General features: G+C 45.1%; 13 protein-coding genes. 9 read left to right on the forward strand and 4 right to left on the reverse strand.

Going from position 1 to position 16,727, the window contains the following annotated elements:
* Positions 1-46: 46 nt before the first annotated feature.
* The 5 genes from cysK to NSS82_RS13105 all read left to right on the forward strand — a co-directional run bounded on the left by cysK (position 47) and on the right by NSS82_RS13105 (position 4,301).
* Positions 47-967, forward strand: coding sequence for a cysteine synthase A (gene cysK, locus NSS82_RS13085; protein ID WP_036683481.1), 921 nt, complete (start codon positions 47-49; stop codon positions 965-967).
* Between the two features lie 20 nt (positions 968-987).
* Entirely contained in the window at positions 988-1,881 is an 894-nt protein-coding gene (locus NSS82_RS13090; RefSeq protein WP_076272842.1) for a hypothetical protein, read from the forward strand.
* Positions 1,882-2,122: 241 nt separating this feature from the next.
* Entirely contained in the window at positions 2,123-2,941 is an 819-nt protein-coding gene (locus NSS82_RS13095; RefSeq protein WP_036683484.1) for a sensor histidine kinase, read from the forward strand.
* Complete coding sequence (locus NSS82_RS13100; RefSeq protein WP_036683486.1) at positions 2,938-3,597, forward strand: response regulator; 660 nt, start codon at positions 2,938-2,940, stop codon at positions 3,595-3,597. Before NSS82_RS13095 ends, NSS82_RS13100 begins: the two co-directional genes overlap by 4 nt.
* Before the next feature lie 62 nt (positions 3,598-3,659).
* Positions 3,660-4,301 (forward strand): DUF1775 domain-containing protein, encoded by a 642-nt coding sequence (locus NSS82_RS13105; protein ID WP_076138753.1) that lies wholly within the window; start codon positions 3,660-3,662, stop codon positions 4,299-4,301.
* A gap of 112 nt (positions 4,302-4,413) precedes the next feature.
* Here the strand turns inward: NSS82_RS13105 and NSS82_RS13110 are convergent, their stop codons facing one another.
* The 3 genes from NSS82_RS13110 to NSS82_RS13120 all read right to left on the reverse strand — a co-directional run bounded on the left by NSS82_RS13110 (position 4,414) and on the right by NSS82_RS13120 (position 7,799).
* Positions 4,414-6,213 (reverse strand): CotH kinase family protein, encoded by a 1,800-nt coding sequence (locus tag NSS82_RS13110; RefSeq protein ID WP_341109823.1) that lies wholly within the window; start codon positions 6,211-6,213, stop codon positions 4,414-4,416.
* Between the two features lie 141 nt (positions 6,214-6,354).
* Positions 6,355-7,083, reverse strand: a complete 729-nt coding sequence (locus NSS82_RS13115) for a DUF4956 domain-containing protein (protein ID WP_036683492.1) — start codon at positions 7,081-7,083, stop codon at positions 6,355-6,357.
* A gap of 2 nt (positions 7,084-7,085) precedes the next feature.
* Positions 7,086-7,799 (reverse strand): polyphosphate polymerase domain-containing protein, encoded by a 714-nt coding sequence (locus NSS82_RS13120; protein WP_036683495.1) that lies wholly within the window; start codon positions 7,797-7,799, stop codon positions 7,086-7,088.
* Positions 7,800-8,025: 226 nt separating this feature from the next.
* Here NSS82_RS13120 and NSS82_RS13125 point away from each other — a divergent pair, with 226 nt between their 5' ends.
* The 3 genes from NSS82_RS13125 to NSS82_RS13135 all read left to right on the forward strand — a co-directional run bounded on the left by NSS82_RS13125 (position 8,026) and on the right by NSS82_RS13135 (position 14,216).
* Positions 8,026-9,267 carry a purple acid phosphatase family protein gene (locus NSS82_RS13125; RefSeq protein ID WP_076272844.1) on the forward strand — a complete coding sequence of 414 codons (1,242 nt, stop codon included), beginning with the start codon at positions 8,026-8,028 and terminating at the stop codon, positions 9,265-9,267.
* A gap of 218 nt (positions 9,268-9,485) precedes the next feature.
* Positions 9,486-10,244, forward strand: a complete 759-nt coding sequence (locus NSS82_RS13130) for a DUF6612 family protein (protein WP_038570065.1) — start codon at positions 9,486-9,488, stop codon at positions 10,242-10,244.
* A gap of 351 nt (positions 10,245-10,595) precedes the next feature.
* On the forward strand, positions 10,596-14,216 hold the full coding sequence (locus tag NSS82_RS13135) for a X2-like carbohydrate binding domain-containing protein (RefSeq protein WP_256718537.1): 3,621 nt from the start codon (positions 10,596-10,598) through the stop codon (positions 14,214-14,216).
* Between the two features lie 599 nt (positions 14,217-14,815).
* Here the strand turns inward: NSS82_RS13135 and NSS82_RS13140 are convergent.
* Entirely contained in the window at positions 14,816-15,556 is a 741-nt protein-coding gene (locus tag NSS82_RS13140) for an SDR family NAD(P)-dependent oxidoreductase (RefSeq protein ID WP_076272846.1), read from the reverse strand.
* A gap of 131 nt (positions 15,557-15,687) precedes the next feature.
* Between NSS82_RS13140 and NSS82_RS13145 the strand changes: the two genes are divergently transcribed.
* Positions 15,688-16,581: a LysR family transcriptional regulator gene (locus tag NSS82_RS13145; RefSeq protein WP_076272847.1), complete on the forward strand. Its 894-nt coding sequence runs from the start codon at positions 15,688-15,690 to the stop codon at positions 16,579-16,581.
* Positions 16,582-16,727: the final 146 nt, after the last annotated feature.

Genomic DNA, 16,727 nt, shown 5'->3' on the forward strand with positions numbered 1-16,727 from the left:
CTCACGTTACAATAATGGAAGGTACAGAAATGAAGGAGGCTCTAAAATGACATCCTTAGTGGTTAACAATATAACAGAGCTGATTGGGAATACACCGGTTGTAAGATTAAATCGGCTGACTAGCCCCCAAGATGCAGAACTATATGTGAAGCTGGAGCTTTTTAATCCAAGTGGCAGTGTAAAAGACCGGGCAGCTTATAATCTAATCCTGCAAGCCGAGCTAGCAGGTTTGTTGAAGCCGGGCGGGACGATCATTGAGCCGACTAGTGGAAATACAGGGATAGGATTAGCGATGAATGCCGCGGCAAAAGGGTATAAAGCGATTCTTGTCATGCCTGATAATATGACCAAGGAACGAATCAATATTCTAAAGGCTTATGGTGCGGATGTTGTGCTGACGCCGGCAGCAGAACGGATGCCGGGAGCTATAGCAAAAGCGATTGAGCTGGGAAAAGAAGTGGAGAACAGTTTTATTCCACAGCAATTCGAGAACAAAGCCAACCCTGATATTCACCGGACAACGACCGCTCTGGAAATCCTGGAGCAAATGGAAGGTAAGCTGGACGTGTTTGTTGCTTCATCAGGAACTGGGGGCACGATAACTGGAACCGGTGAGGTTTTGCGTGAGCATCTACCTGATATCCGGGTTCTTGTGGTTGAGCCGCAAGGCTCGCCCGTATTATCTGGAGGAAAGCCAGGACCACATAAGCTGGTAGGAACGAGTCCGGGCTTTGTGCCCGCAATTTTGAATACACAGGTCTACGATGACATCGTTCAGGTCGCGGATGAAGCTGCCTTGGAGACGGTAAGAACGCTGGCTGCAAAAGAAGGAATTCTGCTGGGTCCATCCGGTGGTGCCACTGTATGGGCGGCGTTGCAGGAAGCGCGTCGTCTTGGGGCTGGCAAACGCGTGCTTTGCATTGCACCTGACACAGGGGAACGGTATCTTAGTATGGGAATATTTTAGTTTCGTCTGGAGGAATGGGAGTGAATAAGCTCAGTGTGAGTTTCCTTATTGTTCTACTGCTGGCGGGCTGCTCAGGCTCTAACAAGCCAACCCCTTCTCCAAGTGCAGAGCCAACACCAACGGCAAGCATGCAGCAGCCAGCAGCTTATCTGGAAGCTGGAAAGCTGAAGGCGAATTTTGGTTTTGCAGATGAGTCTGGCAAGAGCATCTTAGTCACCGGGCAGAAAAAAGGGCTGGATGCGCAAATGCAACAATTGAATGAGGCGATCGGCGATCATGGGCAAGTGCTAAAAGTGAAATTGAATAAATGGCAGGAGGGTACGGAGAACAGTAATGGCCGGGAGATGGCTCACAATTTTGTGAATCTGCCAGGGTATCTTTATACGGTTGAAGAGGGGAATGCGACTCCTGATGAGACCTATTACCTGACGGATCAGGCAGAGTTTAATACGAATGCGCTAATCTCTGTTAAGCCTACGGAGGTTAAGCAAGCCTCGCTAAATGTTGCAGAAAATGTGCGGCAGAATATTGTTTCTGCAAAAAATCGTGAAGTAGAGCACATTTGGAAACTTGCTGACCTGTCTGGTGAACGGCAGCTGTATCTCGTTCAATTCATTAGGCAGGATCAGGATATGTTATTCAGTCTCGTACTGGAAGACAAGGTCGGGCTTACCTTTATGGATTATCCGGCTGTCATTCAAGGCGATGAATATTCCGTCTGGAGGGTGGATGATGGAGGGGAAGTGATACCTGAGATGTTCTCTATTCTTTTTGCGGCGGAAACCGCTGAAGGTCCATTACTCGGTATGGAGTGGTGGGGAGCGGAAGGCGTAAATACATTTTTCCTGAAAAAAGAGGGAGATGTTTTTAAAGAAATGGACATTCAATACGGACGCTACACATCACCACTATAACTGGGATGCAGATACATCGAAGGATGTATCTTTTTTTTGCTACAATATAAGAAAGTATAAATTTTCACTATATATTGCTTATAATATTACAAAGGATAGCATTATTTTTTTAAAATACTTAAATTTGTAACAATAAGAACTTTAAATAGCCCGATCGAGTCATGTAGCAGAATTGTGACGGTGATATTGTTAATCATAAGATGTACGGGAGGGGACAGCAACGTATAACCGAATCAAGTACATGATCCTGTTACTGCCAACGCTAATGGTAGGGATCTGGGAGGTCGTGCGCCATCAGTTTCTAATGCCTTATATTTCGATGGATCTGGGGAATTATTTGACACCTGTTCTCGTATTTTTGTTCACTCTTGTATTGCTCGTCCCTATGTTTTCGCTTATGGAGCGGAATCAGCGGGAGCTGGAGCAGGAACGTGCGCTCAAAGAGGCAATGAAAGCCCGGGAAGGGCTAGCTAAGGAACTGCATGATGGGATGGCGCAATCTTTATTTCTTTTATCTGTCAAAATAGATCGTTTGGAAGCAAGCCGCAGGAATGGGGAAGTCAGCGAAGAAAATGTGGATCAGATCAAAAAGACCGTCCACGAGGTGAACCGTTATGTTCGGCAGGCGATCGCTAATCTGAAGGTACCAGTGTCTGAGCAGCACTCTTTTTCATTGGAACAGTCGGTTAAAGATCAGCTTGCTCAAATGGCTAACGAGATTATGATTGAAGTTTCCTTGGATTGGAGTCTACAGGATGAAGCCCTCTCTCCTTCGGAAAAAGCAGAGCTGCTATCTTGTATCCGAGAGGCTATTATTAATGTGCGTAAGCATACAAGAGCGGCGAAGGTTTCTATCACGGGTGCAGGCACTGAGAAAAACTGGAGCGTGGCGATTGTCGACAATGGCGAAGGATTTCAGCATGACCCTTTTGAGGTAAACGGAAGTTACGGCCTTCAGATCATGAAGGAACGTGTCGAAGGAATGGGTTGGAAGCTTCAGGTGATCTCCGGCAATACGGGGACAAATGTAGAAATTACGAAAGGAGGGGGAAGTTTATGAGCCGGTACCGGGTTTTGGTTGTGGATGATCATGCGCATGCGCGTGAGGCGATGTGTGAGATTTTGTCCATGGATGATAGTTTTGAGGTCATTGGTGTAGTGCAGAGTGGTCCTGAGGCGATCGCGTTCACGGCCCAGTGGATGCCTGATCTCATTCTTATCGACATTCAGATGCCGGAGATGGACGGGCTGGAGACTACTCGCCGGATCAAGCAGGAATATCCCTATGTCAAAATCGTTATCGTTACGGTATCGGACGAAATTTCCCACCTCCTCGAAGCATTGAAGCAAGGTGCACAAGGGTACTTACTGAAGAATCTGGCACCTTCCACCTGGATTGAATATTTGCAAGCCATTGTGAATGAAGAAGCACCGCTAAGCCGGGAGCTGGCTTTTCAAATCCTGAAAGAATTTACCGTTCCTTCAGTAACGGACGAAGGAGAGTCATTGACGGCAAGGGAGAAGGAGATTTTAAGCTGTGTGTCTTCCGGATCGACGAATAAAGAGATTGCCATAAGCCTGTCGATTTCGGAGCATACCGTAAAAAACCATCTGAAAAACATCCTTCAAAAGCTTCAACTCCAAAATCGTACGCAGCTGACGCGTTATGCTCTGGAGCAGGGGCTTGCTTCACGTAAACGTGATTTTCCGCGGTAATTATGAGGATAGAGATGAAAGTGAAAAATGATAAAATTACTTAAGGAAAGAGGCCTCTAACTATGAACAGATTATCTCGCAAAATAATGACACTATTCGCACCAGCCGCTGCAACACTTCTGTTGTTCGCAGCCGTGGCAAGCGCACACGTAACCGTGGCACCAGCACAATCCAGTACCGGAGCATGGGAGACTTACACACTTAAAGTCCCTTCAGAAAAAGATGTAGCGACTGTACAAGTTGATCTACGTATCCCGGCAGGTGCCGAGTTCAAGCAATATGAGGCTACACCGGGCTGGGATGTTACCATTGAGGGGAACAAAGTTAGCTGGATAGCTAATGGAGAAGGAATTAAAGCAGGACAATTCCAACGTTTCTATTTCACAGCGAAGAACCCTGATACTGCAGGTGACATTGCTTGGGATGCTTATCAGCATTATGCCGATGGCAGCTTGGTGCAGTGGTCTGGTGAGGCAGGAACAGAAAGTCCGCATTCTATTACTTCGATTGTGCAAGCCTCCGGTGGGAATGAACATTCTCACGGTTCCAGTGACAATGGCATGAGTATGGAAGAACATAATGCCATCATGGAAAGCGAGAACAACTCCAACAGTGTCAACCCAATGGTTTACATCGCATTAGGGATCTCTTTACTAGCCTTTTTAATAGCAACCATAAGTATATTGCGCGGGCGGAAAGAGTAAGCGGGAACTAGTTGTGATACAAGAATATAGTGTTCATGCAAGAAGCCTCCGTCAATAAACGACGGAGGCTTCTTGCATGAATTATTTGTTGATGAGGATACTTTTTACTGCTCTACAGCCGTTTGCGTTTGTAGTAGGTTACGAAAGCAGCGGTTAGTATTAGGAGAAGGATGGCGACGCCAGTGGTGATGGCTTCACTCGTGCTGCCTTTTTGCTGCATAGTACCAGCACCACCAAAGTCGCCACCGCCCATACCACCAGGCATACCGCCACCAAAGCCACCGCCGCCCATGCCGCCACCACCAGGACCATTTCCGCCGCCTTCAGGGAAAGCGGGTCCGCCCATAGCTCCAGGCTCACCACCCGCGCCGCCGTCAAATCCACCTTGAGCAGCTTGGCCGTTAGTGTTGTTTTGTCCGTCTTGAGCAGTTTGCCCTGTTTGTGTAGTCTGCCCACCCGCAGCTGCTTGTGAGTTACTGCCAGGACCATCGCCGGCATTAGGGACAGCCGGTCCACCCATGGCACCAGGCTCACCACCTGCACCACCCTGAGCAGTCTGTCCACCCGTAGCCGCCTGCCCTCCGGTATTTGGTGCAGCTGCGTTTGCGCCAGTATTACCAGTAGCGCCATCCGCACCTGTGGCCTGCCCAGCACCCGCAGCGCCTTGAGCTGCACCATTTTTAGCGCCGCCACCAAAGCCACCGCCGCCCATGCCACCACCCATGCCGCCACCACTTCCTGATCCGTCACCGGATGAAGAAATGGTGCCGTCGAGCTGCTGCTGGATACTTTTGGCCATGTTCGACATGAAGGTCTCAACAGCCTTTATCCCATTTTCATACTGTTCGAAAGTGTAGAAGGCGGATGGATCCGCTTTGACATAGCTGGAAATCATCGTGTTCAGCTCATCAATCCGAGCCTGGAACGTATCGTCCGCTAGATAGCCAGTAATCATCTCACTAACAATTTCGTGATATTTCGTTTTGTATTCCTCATTAGCGAGTAGTTTCGCAATCAGCGGGCGTTCTGCCAACGCACCTTGGGTAGGCTCGTCAATTAACACATCTGCGCTTCCCATGCCGCCAAAAGCCATATTATAATCCCACGGCAGAATCGAGAAGACTCCATCGTCTTCATATAAGTAATAATTCTGCTTATTCCCACCTAAATAACTGTCCATATTACCCGTGACCGCATTTAGAGCGATATACTTCAGCGATTCCTCTACGTCGATGTATTTTTCATAATCGGTGCCGTTATTTAGCTCATTCAGCATGTCGACAAGAATATCATCGTTGGACTTATCGGATTTCATTTCTAGTCCAGTATAGAGGGCTGGATCATCGCCAAGCCAAGTCAAATCACTGCCCTGACCGGTCATTACACCTTTATAAAGTGCACCATAAGCGTTGCCGAAATTGCGTTCCAGATAAGCATCACCGATCTGTTCTACTGCAAGATAGAAACCCTTCAGTTCATCGTTTACATACACATTGACGAAGGAATATTTCGGCGTCGGGAGGCCGACACTTTCAGCGAGCTCATAGGTTAGAAATTCACGCATATAAGAAGCATCGCTGTAATTATTATTAAGATTGATTTTAGTAATGCCGAATAAATTCTGGTTAACATACTCATCAAAAGAAATTTTGAAGCTGTAGCGGTCAGAGTCTGTCATCTGTACTACGCTTCTGAGACTGAGATTTCCTTTGGTCCGTACAGCTACATTATCGTATTTCATACCGTTGTACTCGACGGAAGCCATTTTATATTCTTCAGCACTGGCATTATCCAGCATGTCCTGAAAATCGTCCGGGTCCAAGGTGATTTTGACATCCACGACCTTATCTTTTGGAAAGACCTGCTCGTCTAGCTTTTTCTCATCGCTCGAAATGACCCTTGTCTTGAGCATCAGACGTTGGATTATTTGTTGCAGACGGACTTGCGTTCTGACACCCGGCTACGGCGATGACCAGCAGCAGGCAGCAAAAACTCAGCAGGATTGACTTACCTCTGGTTTTCATCTGGGGCACCGCCTTTCATCTCGTTGTAATTAAGATACATAGTCACCGCTATAGCTGATCAAGAGTGCATTTTTGACACCTTTTAGGTCAGAGACTGTGTTGACAAAGCCGCCTACTTTATCATCCAGACGAAGCTCCAGCGTCAATTCAATATTGTTTGCGGAGACTGTTTTTTGCTTCACATTGTAGCGTTTTACGGATTTGGTGATATGGCTGTGTACTTCACGTTCACTTTCATCACTGTCGCAGTTAATGACCAGTAAGTATGGCGTTTCGATAGAAGAGTGTTTGATGAACAGGAACAAAATGAGGCCGATAATGATCGAACCGATAATAGCCAAGGTGAAAAATCCTGCTCCAGTTACAATCCCTGCTACAGCTGCCCAGAACAAGAAGATCAGATCAGTTGGATCTTTGATTGGTGTTCTGAAACGAACGATGGACAATGCGCCGACCATACCGAGGGACAGCACAAGGTTAGAGTTAATCGCAATAATGACAGTAGCTGTAATCATGGTCATGCCCATAAGTGAGACGTTAAAGCTTTTGGAATATAAAACACCGCTAAAGACACGTTTGTAGAGCAGGTAAATGAAGTATCCGATCAGAAAAGCTACGCCCAAGGTAATCAGCATCTTGGAGATACTAATATCAGATACAAAATTGTCGATCACCGAGTTTTTAATAATGTCCGAAAAATTATTTGTAGTATCTGTAGTCGTTGTTGTAGCTGCTAGCGGTGCTAGTGATGCATTCATAATCAATAATCCTCCCAAGTGTTAGTTTTTAAGAATTTGCGGCAGATCACGTATTTCGAAGCGGACTGCCTATTCAGTCCCTCCAGCTGCAATGCGATTTTAATGTACTCCGGAATATACTCATCGAATTTCACTTCAAAAATTATGAAGTTCTCATCAATCGCCCGAATCGGATGCAAATCCTTATCGAAAATATCCGTAGAATGCAGGCCCGTACGCAATTCTTTATCGAACGTTATTCGCACATTGCCGTTGTGGCAAACATAAGGCTCGCGAACATAATCCACGATGACCTTGGGTCGCAGCAGGTTATGGCGCATCTGATCGTATAACTCCATGAACAGCGGACTGTCCGGGACGTTCAGCACTTCGTAGTTGCCCGCCATAATCTCGTCGTACATTTGCCGGGTTAGCGGTTCTTTGATTTTGGCGATATAATCGTCCATTTTAATTTTTTTCTCAAAGTGAATGATGTTGTCTTGGATGTTGTAAATGCGAATCCGGTATTTGGCCCGCTCTCTGAGACCGCCGAGCTTGTCTGCAAGTGCCGTGTTGTTGATATCGTCAAAATACAAACTCCGAATGTGGTATTCTCCACTCTCATTAGCGTGTTGATCTTTATCAATCAAGCTTTGCAATCGCTGGCGTAATATAAGGTATTGATGATAGTTAATGAAAAATTTAAGTTCATGCCGGAATTGAAGCTTCTTATTCATTTTCACACCTCGTTTCTCTCTCTATCTCTGGCTAACCTTCCTGCTTGACTAATTCTAGGAGACAGACCTTATGCTTAACTTAAAATAGACTGAATGTTTGCTGAATGTTTTACACTGCGTTAACAAAAGTCTGTATAAAGAATCGTGTGCAGATTTGACTTCTGACTTTGTAGGGGGCTATCTTATTTAGAAGGCTAGAGAGAAATTTTCATAAGGAGGTACCGTGATGAGAGACTATAAATTTGCCATAATCCTAGGAGTGCTTGTGATTGTGGTTATTTTAGTGGCTTATGGGTTGGAACGATCGAAAAGCGGAAGTGATGCAAATTCACCAGCACCGTATGATCTCGTGACTACCTTTAAGGGAGCCGCGAGCACAAGCCGCGCGTTTACTTGGTATACAAGTGACTCTAGTGCAGCAGGCATTCTGGAGATTGTAAAGGGACAGGTGTCCTCTTTTGCAAATACGGATGTACAAAGGGGAGAAGCGAAAAGTAGTTCCATCAAAACAGACAATGGCACCAAAGGTGTTCATAAAGTGGAAGCTACGGGTCTTGAACCCGGGACGTTATATACTTATAGAGTGGGTAGTGGCGTTGAAGGGGAATGGAGTCCGGCAGCGGAATTTACAACGGAAGAAGATGGACTGGACAGTGTGTCTTTTATCAACGTAACGGATTCTCAAGGGGAAACGGCAGAGGATTTTAAGCTGTGGGGGAATACACTGAACAAGGCTTTTCAGACATTTCCTGAAGCCAAATTTATTGTGCATAACGGGGATTTGACGGAGGATCCGGAGGATTCGGCAGGCTGGGATGATTTTTTTGGCAATGTGCAGGGCTGGATTTCAGGGATTCCGTTAATGCCGGTAACAGGCAATCATGATGAGGTGGATGAGGATGCAAAGTATTATACTTCACACTTCAACCTGCCGGATAATGGGGCGAAGGGTTCAATTACTGGCACCTCGTATTCCTTCGATTATGGACCTGTGCATGTAACGGTACTGAATACAGAGAGCAATCTAAAAAAGCAAACGGAATGGCTGAAGGAAGATCTGAAGAACACAGACAAGAAATGGAAAATCGTTGCGATGCACCGTCCGGCTTACGGGGGGAACTCCTATAAGAAAGTTGAAGATTGGACGGATATTTTTGATACGTATCAGGTTGACTTAGTGCTGCAGGGTCATAATCATGAATATTCCAGATCCTACCCGTTACGTGGCGGAAAAATAGTTCTAGAAGGTGAGATTTCCAAAGGTGCTAAACGAGGGACAGTCTATGTTGTGACTAACGCTTCTGGAGGGAAATTTAACGAGAAAAAAGAAGATCAGTTCTATCATGCGGTGCATTTTCAGAACAATAAACAAATGTTTGCCGGCATTAACGTTACCGGGGATACATTAACCTATCAGGCCTATGATGTGGATGGAAAGCTGCTGGATGAGTTTGTGTTGACACATTGAGCTAAGGGAATTGGTAATATTACTAAAATACCTTCTCTGCTGTAAAGGCGGGGGAGGTATTTTTTTGATTTGCATCAAACCACCAAACCCGGCGCAACTGTATACCTTAAGACGCTTTTTCACATGTCTACCTTTTCCGTCATATAAGCTGTTAGCTTTATAATGATAAAATAGATTTAGTTATATTTGGATTTCATTTGAAGTGAAGGGGAAGTAATATGTTTATCAGAAAAGCGGTTTTTATCGGTATCATTTGTATGTTAGGTTTGACAGGTTGTGCAACGAACACTAAATCGGGTGCTGAAGGAGGGGGAGATAAGCGTGCAGAGGAGCTGCTCAGCATGTCTCGGAGTGAACTGGCTAAGCAGGAGAGCTACACTATAGAAATGGAGAAACAAGAAGAAACATCAAGCAAATCGGAAAAAAGTGAAGATAAACATTGGTCGAGCGCTGTCTCATTTCATGTCGACTATGTTAGAAATCCTTATACCGTATATCTAAAATCTGAGACTGCGGAAGGGAAGGAACGAGAAGAGTACATATCAGATACTGAATATCATACAAAGGTAATGGATGATTTATTTATCAAGCAAGACGATTATATTCCAGTGAAAGAAAAACAAATGGTACAAAGATTTATTGATCCGTACGATTATATAGACACGTACCAGATAGATTCTCAGGAGATCGTTGTTACTGAAGAGGAACAAGAATACATACTTTCGATGGAGATATCGTCTAATGATGCGAGTAAGGAAACACTCAAATTGATGAAACAGAATTTAACAGACAAAATTAAACTAAGATATACGCTGGATAAAACTACACATTTGCCGCAAAAAGTGGAAGCGGAAATATTCACTTCATTGAAATCAGAAAACTTAGATTCAGAATCAGTGCTCACTTTGCAAACAAATATCAGCCATTTTAATGGTATAAAAGAGATTGTTATGCCTGCAGATACTAGTGAAGAATAGTTATATTAGAAAGCCTCTGGGATTTATTCCGGAGGTTTTCTTTATCAACAGAATTATTTTTGATCAAAATTTAGTGAAATTGTATCCTGAAGTGTGAAAATGGTACGATTTTTAGAGACAATCTTCTGCAAAATATAACCATTTTCTCTCGATAATGAAAAACCTTACCATTATAATGAAAGCGTTATCAGAAAATGGATTCTAAGTTCTAAAGGTATGGATTAAGGGGGAGGGAGGAGCAGGGATATAGAGTAAGAAGAAGGCATAAACAAACCAATTATATCGTAGGAGGCGTAAAACGTGATTCGTAACCGTATCCGGAAAACAGGACTTTTGGTCCTGCTTGGCGCGATGGTAGGCTCTTTATTCTCTGCATTCCCAGCTACTACCCATGCAGCCTCAAGTGAACCTTACACCTGGAAAAGCGTTGTAACGGGAGCTGGCGGGGGCTTTGTACCCGGAATTATTTTTAATCAAACTGAACCGGATCTGATTTATGCCAGAACAGATATTGGCGGTGCCTATCGCTGGAATCAAGCTACATCCAGTTGGGTCTCAATTAGTGACTCGGTAGGCTGGGTAGATTGGAACAAGAATGGCGTAGATGCTCTGGCTACAGACCCAATTGATCCTAATAAAGTCTACATGGCAACGGGTACGTATACTAATCATTGGGATAATAATGGCCAGATTATGCGCTCTAATGACCGGGGGAACACCTGGCAAACCACACCACTGCCTTTTAAAGTAGGTGGCAATATGCCGGGCCGTTCCGCTGGTGAACGCCTAGTCATCGACCCCAATAAGAACAACATTCTCTACTTTGGAGCTAGAAGTGGTAACGGTCTCTGGAAGAGTATTGACTCTGGTGTAACTTGGTCAAAGGTAACCTCTTTTCCAAATGTAGGCACGTATATTCAGAATCCGACACTTGATTATGGGAATGATCTCGTCGGATTGTCTTGGATCACTTTCGATAAGAGTACAGGTACACTTGGCAACGCTACTCAAACGATCTATGTCGGTGTAGCCGACACGGCTAGCAGCGTATATCGGAGTACAGATGGTGGAGTAACCTGGACAGCTCTGGCTGGACAACCTACGGGTTTCTTGCCACATCACGGCGAGCTGTCATCCACAGGCGATCTCTATATTACTTATAGTAATGGTGTAGGACCGTATGATGGTAGTAAGGGTGAAGTATGGAAATACAACAAAACTAGTGGGGCTTGGACCAATATCAGTCCTACGACTGGTACAGATAATTGGTACGGCTTTGGTGGATTGGCGCTGGATGCTCAGCACCCTAATACATTGATGGTATCCAGCTTAAACGCCTGGTGGCCTGATGAAGTCATTTTCCGCAGTACCAACGGTGGCGCTACTTGGAGTCGCATTTGGGATTGGGGCAATTATCCAGAACGGACTTATAAGTTCAGTATGGATATCACCGCCGCTCCATGGCTCGATCATGGAACCACTTCTACATCCCTGGATCCTTCACCGAAGTTAGGCTGGATGATGGGTGATTTGGAAATTGATCCATTTAACTCGAATCGAATGATGTACGGCACTGGAGCAACAATTTATGGCTCGAACAATTTGACCTCATGGGATACCGGAGGCAAGGTAAATATCTCAGTCATGGCAAAAGGTGTGGAGGAAACTGCAGTGCTGGGTCTAATTAGCCCGCCAACTGGAACTTCGCATTTGATCACTGCACTTGGTGACGTTTCTGGTTTCCGTCATGAGGATTTGTCGGTAGCACCAACCAAATTCCAGACCAGTCCTTCATGGGCAACAACGATGAGTATTGACTACGCTGAACTGAGTCCGTCCTATATGGTGCGGGTAGGCAGTGCAGATAAAGAAAAAACGCCAAGCATGAAGTCCATTGGTATCTCTAACGATGGTGGAGTGAACTGGTATATGCCAAACTCCGAGCCTTCAAATGGAACCAAAACAACGGTGGGCCATGGACAAGTGGCAGTCTCTGCAAGTGGTAATTCCATTCTGTGGAGCACCTCAGATATTGGGGTGTATTATTCCAAAACCTCAGGCAATTCTTGGACAGCAAGTGCAGGATTACCGGCAGGGGCGAAGATAGCGTCTGATCGCGTGAATCCTAACAAATATTATGGATTCTATGCAGGAACTTTCTATGTAAGTGTGGATGGTGGAGCTACATTTACTGCCACCGGAGCTTCGGGCTTCCCGACCAATAATGTGGCTGGATTACAGCCGAATGAAGCCCAAATCAGTATGAAGGCAGTTCCAGGTATTGAAGGCGACATTTGGTTCGCCGGAGGGAATACGGTTGAGAATAAATATGGTCTATGGCACTCCACTAATTCAGGTGCGAGCTTCACGAAGTTAACGAATGTAGAAGAAGCTGATCTTATTGGTTATGGTAAGGCTGCTCCGGGCCAAACTTATATGTCATTGTACACCGTAGCGAAGATTGATGGTGTAAGGGGCGTTTTCCGTTCCGATGATGTTGGCGCAACTTGGGTACGTATTAATGACGATGCTCACCAATACGCTAAGATCAATATGGCGATTACTGGGGATCCAAGAATCTATGGACGTGTATATCTCGGTACGAATGGCCGAGGCACCTTGTATGCTGATCCTGTAAATCCACCAGCTACAGGCTCGACCATTACGCCAATAACTGCAAGCTTTGATAAGAAAACAGCGAATCAGGTAGACGTCGCAGTAACTATGACGTTGAACGGAAATACACTGAGCACGATCAAAAATGGAACGGCAACCCTCGTAGCCGGAACGGATTATACGGTAAGTGGATCAACAGTGACGATTAAAAAAGCGTATTTAGCGACGCAAGCGGTAGGAACGACTACGCTGACATTCAGCTTTAGCGCTGGAGCTACACAATCTTTGGCGGTAGCGGTAACGGATACTACAACACCAGTATCCAACTCGACCATCACCCCAAGCAGCGCAGGTTTTGATAAGAAAACAGCAAATCAAGCAGACGTTGCAGTAACTATGACGTTGAACGGAAATACGCTGAGCACGATCAAGAACGGAACGGCAACCCTTGTAGCCGGAACGGATTATACGGTAAGTGGATCAACAGTGACGATTAAAAAAGCGTATTTAGCGACACAAGCGGTAGGAACGACAACGCTGACGTTCAGCTTTAGCGCTGGAGCCACACAATCCTTGGCGGTAGCGGTAACGGATACTACAACACCAGTATCCAACTCCACGATAACGCCAACAAGCGCCGGATTTGATAAGAAGACAGCGAATCAGACAGACGTCGCCGTAACTATGACGTTGAACGGAAATACGCTGAGTGCGATCAAAAATGGAACGGCAACCCTCGTAGCTGGAACGGATTATACGGTAAGTGGATCAACAGTCACTCTCAAGAAGGAGTATCTGGCAACTCAAGCCGTAGGAACGACAACGCTGACCTTTGAGTTTAGTGCCGGAGCCGCACAATCCTTGGTTGTCACTATCTCAGATACGTCAGTAGCTCCTACAGTAGCACTGAAAGTGCAGATGTATAACGGTACAGTGTCTGCTTCCGGAAATACACTAAATCCAAAGTTTAAGCTGGTGAATACAAGCACAAGTGCTGTTGCACTTTCTGATGTGAAATTAAGATATTATTACACAATTGACGGTGAGCAGGCACAAAGCTTCTTCTGCGATTGGTCACAGGCTGGAAGCGCGAATGTAACGGGCACGTTTGTGAAGCTGCCAACGGCTAAAGCAGATGCGGATTATTATCTGGAGCTTGGATTCTCGAGTGCAGCAGGTTCACTTGATGCGGGTGCGAGCATCGATATCCAAGTGCGAGTGGCTAAAGAGGATTGGTCAAATTACACTCAAACCGGAGATTACTCCTTTAATGCGGTTGATACCAATTTTGTAGATTGGACAAAAGCGCCAGCCTACATCTCGGGTAATCTGATCTGGGGTAGTGAACCTAACTAAGAATCTCCATTAATAGTTATGCTGAAAAGGCTGTCCTAAAAGTAGAAAATTCTACTTTTGGGGCAGCTTCTTACTTTAACCCTCAGGCTATAGGAGGTATGTTATATGTGCTATACGCTATGTGCTATGTACTACGTTCTATGAGGCATGTGGTATATGCTATGTGCTACGTTCTATGAGTCATGCGATATGTGATATATCGGATGGCTTCGTTCTATGAATCATGTGGTATGTGGTACGTGCTATGAGGAGGTGTGTGGTATACGTTATGTGGTATGTCGGATGCATTTATGGTTCCTACAGTGTTGGCTATATAGTATTTAGGGAAAACCTCCCTGAAAATAGCCGATATTTGCTTTAAATGAACGAAATCAGGGAATACCTCCCTAAAAATCAGGCGAATTCGTTATTTGCCAGTAAATTAGCTAATAATTAGGGAGGTTTTCCCTAATTATTGGTTGGATGACCAGAAAACTCAGAATTTTAGGGAGAAATCCCCCAATTATTCTATCAACGCTTCACTTCCTCCTGTACGGTACGTAAGAACCAGCTAATGATACTTAAAAGTAGTTCTGACATACCATTAGCTGTTTTGGCTGTTACAATGTTTGTCCGCTATCTATGGTAATGATCTGTCCAGTCATTGCTTCCTGTTCTAGCGCAGCGCAGACGAACTGGGCGATATCTTCGGGGGTTGAAATATGCTGAAGCAGCAGATTAGGGGCTAGTTTATACATCTGTTCTTCTCGTCCAGCCCACCATCTAGTAGCAACGGCGCCCGGTGCTACACAGTTAACTCTAATATGGGGAGCCAGCGCATGTGCCAGCGATTTCGTAAGACCGTGGACAGCCGCTTTGGAGACGGCATAAGGAAGGGAGGAGCCTAAGCCTGTCTGTCCAGCGATGCTGCCGAGATTGATGATGGCTCCTGAATTTTTATGGTTCATATACGGTGCAACCGCTCTGGCACAGAAAAACATTCCTTTCACATTTACATCATATAACTCATCCCATACTTCCTCTGTTGCCTTTTCCAGATCTCCGAGAGCAATATGTTTAGTTATACTGGCGTTATTCACTAGCAGATCTATTGTCCCGAAATGCTGAATAATCGAATGGACCATACTTCGCACATCCTGATCTTTAGACACATTCGCTTGTATTGCTATAGCCTGCCCTCCTTGATTCAGAATCGTCTTTACGGTTTCATTAGCTTCATCCTCAGATCTAGAATAGTTCACTACGACGTGAGCCCCGCGTTTGGATAGTTCCAAGCTTACAGCTTTGCCAATTCCAGTCCCTCCACCAGTTACTAATGCGACTTTATTGTTGAGATCCATCCTCATGCACTCCTTAAGTTGGCGTATGTTGTTGATATAAAGTATTCTATAGAGAAAAGTGGATTTCGTATAATTGAATATAATGAAGGTTTGGTTCAATTTATTTGAATTGAACACTGGAGGACACTAGGATGGATCTAAAAACAATAAAAACCTTTCAAACAATCGTAACTTCCGGAAGCTTTAATCGTGCCGCAGAAGAATTGAACTATGCCCAATCTACAGTTACGATGCAGATGCAAAGGCTTGAATCTGATCTGGGATGTCAATTGCTTGAGCGGGGTAAGCAAATCAGCTTAACAGAAGCAGGCAGATTGTTTTATGAAGAGAGCTTACATATCGTTAAAGATATGGAACGACTAGAGAGCCGTTTGGCTGATTTAAAAATAGGGGAAGCTGGCAACGTGCGATTAGGGGTAACGGACCCGACGGCGAGCTATCGTTTACCGCAGCTTTTAAGTGAGTTTATGGCACAGTTTCCTAAAGTGAAAGTCTCCGTGGATATTGCGGGAACCGCAGCACTTAGTGAACTACTCCTGCGTGGTGAAATTGATATGGCTGTGTGCTCGGCGCCTGAGCTCGGCAAGGAGCTTTATTTTGAACCCTTATTTGCAGAGGAATTTGTGTTACTTTTGCCAGAAGAGCATCCGCTAGCATCCAAGGAGAGTATCACCCCAGAGGATATACAGGCTCATCGCTTATTGATTACGGCAGCGAATTGTCCTTATCGCAAAAAATTAGAAAGTGTGCTGCAGGAATCAGGTGGGCCGCCACTAGATACAATGGAAATCGGGAGCATGACAGCGCTGAAATATTTTGTGGGAAGTGGTTTAGGAGTGGCTCTTGTGCCTGAGATTGTGCTGAATCCAGCCCCAGCAGGAACTATAGTACGGAAGCTGGAGGGAAAGGTTATTGATATGACCTGTGGGATCATATGTAAACTTTCAGATTATCCGCTTAAGCTAGCGAGCTCCAGATTGTATCATTTTTTAAAACAGGAACTAACCGTGACAAGGATATTTTGAATTTTAAACGAATTGTTAAGAAATAGAAAAAATAGAAAGGGCGGTGTTTGATGTTTTTTAGGAGGAAATTCAGTTTCTGGCTTTCGATTATAAGTATCATCATCTGTCTGAGTGACTATCTGGGGGTGGGGATCGCGAATATTATT

The organism is Paenibacillus sp. FSL H7-0735, from assembly GCF_038008505.1.
GTDB classification, from domain to species: domain Bacteria; phylum Bacillota; class Bacilli; order Paenibacillales; family Paenibacillaceae; genus Paenibacillus_AQ; species Paenibacillus_AQ odorifer.

Coding starts and splice junctions, on each gene's coding strand:
- NSS82_RS13135 (WP_256718537.1), top strand. CDS start 10,596: ATGGTAGGCTCTTTATTCTCTGCATTCCCAGCTACTACCCATGCAGCC.
- NSS82_RS13115 (WP_036683492.1), bottom strand. CDS start 7,083: ATGAATGCATCACTAGCACCGCTAGCAGCTACAACAACGACTACAGAT.
- NSS82_RS13100 (WP_036683486.1), top strand. CDS start 2,938: ATGAGCCGGTACCGGGTTTTGGTTGTGGATGATCATGCGCATGCGCGT.
- NSS82_RS13110 (WP_341109823.1), bottom strand. CDS start 6,213: ATGCTCAAGACAAGGGTCATTTCGAGCGATGAGAAAAAGCTAGACGAG.
- NSS82_RS13130 (WP_038570065.1), top strand. CDS start 9,486: ATGTTTATCAGAAAAGCGGTTTTTATCGGTATCATTTGTATGTTAGGT.
- NSS82_RS13145 (WP_076272847.1), top strand. CDS start 15,688: ATGGATCTAAAAACAATAAAAACCTTTCAAACAATCGTAACTTCCGGA.
- NSS82_RS13120 (WP_036683495.1), bottom strand. CDS start 7,799: ATGAATAAGAAGCTTCAATTCCGGCATGAACTTAAATTTTTCATTAAC.
- NSS82_RS13125 (WP_076272844.1), top strand. CDS start 8,026: ATGAGAGACTATAAATTTGCCATAATCCTAGGAGTGCTTGTGATTGTG.
- NSS82_RS13140 (WP_076272846.1), bottom strand. CDS start 15,556: ATGGATCTCAACAATAAAGTCGCATTAGTAACTGGTGGAGGGACTGGA.
- NSS82_RS13105 (WP_076138753.1), top strand. CDS start 3,660: ATGAACAGATTATCTCGCAAAATAATGACACTATTCGCACCAGCCGCT.
- NSS82_RS13095 (WP_036683484.1), top strand. CDS start 2,123: ATGATCCTGTTACTGCCAACGCTAATGGTAGGGATCTGGGAGGTCGTG.
- cysK (WP_036683481.1), top strand. CDS start 47: ATGACATCCTTAGTGGTTAACAATATAACAGAGCTGATTGGGAATACA.